Source organism: Acinetobacter sp. UBA3025, assembly GCF_002367915.1.
In the GTDB taxonomy this organism is placed as follows: Bacteria; Pseudomonadota; Gammaproteobacteria; order Pseudomonadales; family Moraxellaceae; genus Acinetobacter.
Genome location: NZ_DFDO01000332.1, coordinates 1 through 3,637 on the forward strand (window position 1 = coordinate 1; position 3,637 = coordinate 3,637).

The following is a 3,637-nucleotide window of genomic DNA, read 5'->3' on the forward strand; positions in this document are numbered from 1 at the left end:
GCTCTTCCGATCTCATCATGGGAATAAAAGTTAAGACTATGCTATCCATAACTTGAAAGGAAAATCAGATAACGCTTCCATTCATAATATAGAAAAATAGTGGATTCTTTTCACCTAGATAAATTAATAAGTTTTTAAAAAATAAAAAATTAAGGAGCTTATTTCTAAGCTCCCTACTCATTTGCATGCTCAGTTTTTATTCTTAAACAGAATGAAGTTTACTTCCATTTCACTGCCTGAGCTTTAGGTTTTGTACTTGAGCTTTGTTCCGATGCCGGACAGGCACAGTTACCACCACAGCCACTGGCCATAGCCGGTTTTAACCATTTCGCCAGCGTATGCCAGCCTTTGGCTGCACAGGTATCAGACAGCTTCTGGAAGACTGAGCGTGAGGTATTCGGAAATACCTTTTTAAATACCACGAGCGCACTCCAGACAACCAGTACCGCTACAATCAGAATTTCAATCATCTCAATCTCCCATTCACATGATCAGTCAGATCTAGCCAAGGTTTCCCTTCAGCCAGTTTAACCCAAATAATGTGATGCAATTTGATAAGTCAGGAATGACATGAAATATGCCAAACCAAACAGGTAGAAGGTCATAAAGCTGACCGTTTTCCATGAACCGGTTTCACGCTTCACAGTGGCTAAGGTCGCCAGACAATGTGGTGCATAAATAAACCATACCAGTAGAGACAAGCCGGTCGCGATCGACCAGCCCAAATCACCGCCGCCACTAATCAGTGCCGCCAGACCCTCAGACATGGCATCTTCATCGACTGCAGACAAGGCATAAACCGTACCTAGTGCTGCCACGACAACTTCACGCGCTGCCATCGCCGGAATCAGTGCAATACAGATCTGCCAGTTAAAGCCCAATGGTGCAAAAATAGGTTGCATCACATGGCCCAGCATCCCGGCAAAGGAATAATCGATATCCGGTAAAGTTGCACCTTCTGGTGGCTGCGGGAACGTACACAGGAACCATAGCAGAATAGATAATGCAAAGATGATGCCGCCGACACGCTTCAAGAAAATTTTGCCGCGATCCAGTAGGCCAATCCAGACGTTTTTCACATCCGGGAAACGGTAACTTGGCAGCTCCATCAACAGCATATGCTGTGACTTGTCCTTATGGAAAAATTTCAGGATAAAGGAAACAATCAGTGCACTTAGAATACCGGCCATATACAGACCAAATAACACCAAACCTTGCAGATTCATGAAGCCCCACACGGTTTGCTCAGGAATGAAGGCTGCAATCAGCAAAGCATATACTGGCAGACGTGCCGAACAGGTCATCAGTGGCGCCACAAAAATCGTGGTCAGACGGTCACGTGGGTCACTAATCGTTCTTGAAGCCATAATTCCCGGTACGGCACAGGCAAAGCTGGACAATAATGGAATAAAGGCTCGGCCCGAAAGACCTGCCTTAAACATCAATTTATCCAGCAGGAAGGCGGCACGTGGTAAATAGCCGGACTCTTCTAGTACCAGAATAAAGAAGAACAGAATCAGAATCTGCGGCAGAAAGACCACTACCCCACCCGCGCCGGCAATAATCCCGTCAACCACCAAGCTGTTTAATAAAGGATGAGCGATCAGTCCACCCATGTACTCGCCCAACCAGCCGAAGAAAGTTTCAATCCCATCCATGAATGGCGCAGCCCAAGCAAAGACCGCCTGAAACACCACAAACATCATGATGGCTAGGCTAAGCAGGCCCAATACCGGATGCAGGAATATCTTGTCCAGAAAATCAGTACGTTTATCTTCCTGATCGGCATAATTCACCACATCTTTCAGAATGCTGGTAATCTGATGATGGTGATCGCCACTCAAACCGCTGAGTTCAGTTTGCGGAGCAGAAAACTTGTTTTTATCCAGTGCATTTTTCAGGTTTTCAATGCCTGAAGTACGCACAGCTACCGTTTCAACCACAGGTACACCCAGACGTTCAGACAGTTTCTGGGTATTAATCTGCATCCCGCGACGGCGTGCTTCATCCATCATGTTTAGCACCACCAGCATTGGACGACCTAGCTGAATCATTTCCAGTACCAGTCCCAGATGCAGTTTTAGGTTGGTTGCATCTACAACGCACAGGAAAGTATCCTGCTGGCCTTCTTCTGCAATTTTACCCTGAACCACATTACGGGTAATTTCTTCGTCCGGGCTGGTCGCATCCAGACTATAAGTTCCTGGCAGATCCAGTACGCGTACCGGTTTGCCTGAAGGAAGTGTAAAATTCCCGACTTTACGTTCAACCGTAACCCCGGCATAGTTGCCGACCTTTTGACGAGATCCGGTTAAATGGTTGAATAAAGAAGTTTTACCGCAGTTTGGGTTACCGACAAGGGCAATACGTAAGGTATCACTCATGCCGCCGCTCCCTGTTCAATTTCAATCTTGGCCGCTTCCGATTTTCGTAAAGCAAAACGCGTAAACCCCACCTGAATAAGAATCGGATCCCCACCAAAAATACCTTTGGTAATGACTTGTACCTGAGTCCCTGGTACAAAACCTAAAGTTTCCAAGCGACTGGCCACAACATCGTGGGAAGCGCCTTTACCATCAGTAGTTCGATTAACTTTTCGAATGATGGCAGTTTGTTTTGCTTTCAAATCAGACAAACGCACCGTGAAAATTCCTAAGACTTTTGTACAGTATACAAACAAATGAGAATAATTAACAAATAAGTATTAATTACATTTCTTCTTGGTTGTATAGCACATCGACATGTTCGTAAAATTAAACTAGAGTGGAGATGAGCAATCAGGCTTCTCGCTTTTAAAATTATCTTCATTAAACATCATGCTGAATAAAAAACCTCGCATTCCTAGTCCAGTTCAGATTCCTGAAGCTTTCAGTTACTTACAGGGTTTTCGTGATTATCTGATTGCCCAGACAGTGAGCCCTCATACCCGAAATGCCTATTTGTCTGATCTGATCCAGTGTGCTGAATGTCTGGTTAAACCTTTACCAGAATGGAACCATGATGATATTTCCGATGTGCTGATTGAACTAACCAAACAGCAAAAAAGTCCACGTTCAATTGCACGATGTTTGTCCGCCTTACGTTCTTTTTATAAATTCCTGCGGGAACAAAAACTGCGGAGTGACAATCCGGTCGCTGCCCATAAAACACCAAAACTGGGCCGTGCCCTGCCGAAAGACCTGTCTGAAGCTGATGTCGAAGCGCTGATTCATGCACCTGATATTAATACTGCCCTTGGTTTACGTGATCGTGCCATGTTTGAAGTGCTTTATGCGTGCGGTTTACGGGTGACGGAACTGATTTATCTGCGTCTGGATCTGATTAATTTAAAACAGGGCTATTTGCGTATTGTCGGTAAAGGCAATAAAGAACGTCTAGTGCCGATGGGACAGATGGCCTGTGAATGGGTGGAAAAATACCTGCAGGAAGCACGCCCGCAATTGTATAAGACAGCGACTGATTATCTGTTCCTCACCCAGCATGGCGGCATCATGAGCCGGCAGAATTTCTGGTATGCCATTAAACGCTATGCACTACAAGCCGGAATTCAGACTGAACTGTCTCCACATACTTTGCGTCATGCCTTCGCCACGCATTTACTTAATCATGGCGCTGACTTACGGGTAGTACAAATGTT

The 3,637-nt window shown here is 45.3% G+C and carries 4 protein-coding genes; 1 reads left to right on the forward strand and 3 read right to left on the reverse strand.

What is annotated here, in order from left to right; genetic code table 11:
* Positions 1–218: 218 nt before the first annotated feature.
* Genes B4J23_RS14165 through B4J23_RS14175 form a run of 3 tightly spaced genes read right to left on the reverse strand, consistent with a single transcriptional unit; the run spans position 219 to position 2,641 of the window.
* A complete protein-coding gene (locus B4J23_RS14165) occupies positions 219–470 on the reverse strand; it encodes a DUF6587 family protein (protein ID WP_034703404.1) in 252 nt (83 codons plus the stop codon).
* Positions 471–527: 57 nt separating this feature from the next.
* Positions 528–2,384, reverse strand: coding sequence for a ferrous iron transporter B (gene feoB / locus B4J23_RS14170; RefSeq protein ID WP_180003813.1), 1,857 nt, complete (start codon positions 2,382–2,384; stop codon positions 528–530).
* The gene (locus tag B4J23_RS14175) at positions 2,381–2,641 is read right to left on the reverse strand and encodes a FeoA family protein (protein ID WP_004787267.1); all 261 of its coding nucleotides are present in this window, start codon (positions 2,639–2,641) and stop codon (positions 2,381–2,383) included. The genes feoB and B4J23_RS14175 overlap by 4 nt, the downstream gene beginning before the upstream one ends.
* A 175-nt stretch (positions 2,642–2,816) precedes the next feature.
* Here B4J23_RS14175 and B4J23_RS14180 point away from each other — a divergent pair.
* The coding region (locus B4J23_RS14180; protein ID WP_291361522.1) for a site-specific tyrosine recombinase XerD at positions 2,817–3,637 on the forward strand (821 nt) is incomplete at its 3' end.